The organism is Azospirillum sp. FG154 (genome assembly GCF_057809575.1).
In genome coordinates, this window is the sequence record NZ_JBMDKF010000076.1 from 1 (window position 1) to 313 (window position 313).

A 313-nucleotide genomic window follows, 5' to 3' on the forward strand; every position below is an offset into this window, starting at 1 on the left:
CGAAGAAATCATCGTCGCGGGCGACGTCCTGAACGCCGAGAAGGTCTTGCCAGAGCGCGGCGAGCCAGTGTTCGGCGTCGCCCTGGGGCGGTTGCCGGTTGGCGGCGGCGGGGCGTCCGGGGCGGGGCAGGGCGTCGCGGTCGATTTTGCCGTTGGGGTTGAGCGGCAAGGCGTCCAGCGTCAGCAGACTGGCGGGGACCATGGCGGCGGGCAGCCGACCGGCCAGCCCCCGGCGCAGCGCCTCGGGGTCGATGCCGCTTCCGGCGGCGTAGGCGGCGAGGAAGGCGGCGTCGGTTCCGGCGTCCCACAGGCG

Annotated in this window: 1 pseudogene; it reads right to left on the reverse strand. The window is 74.4% G+C overall.

Annotated features, from left to right (window positions below):
- A pseudogene (locus ACODS4_RS28175) lies at positions 1-313 on the reverse strand (AMP-binding protein); the annotation flags it as partial.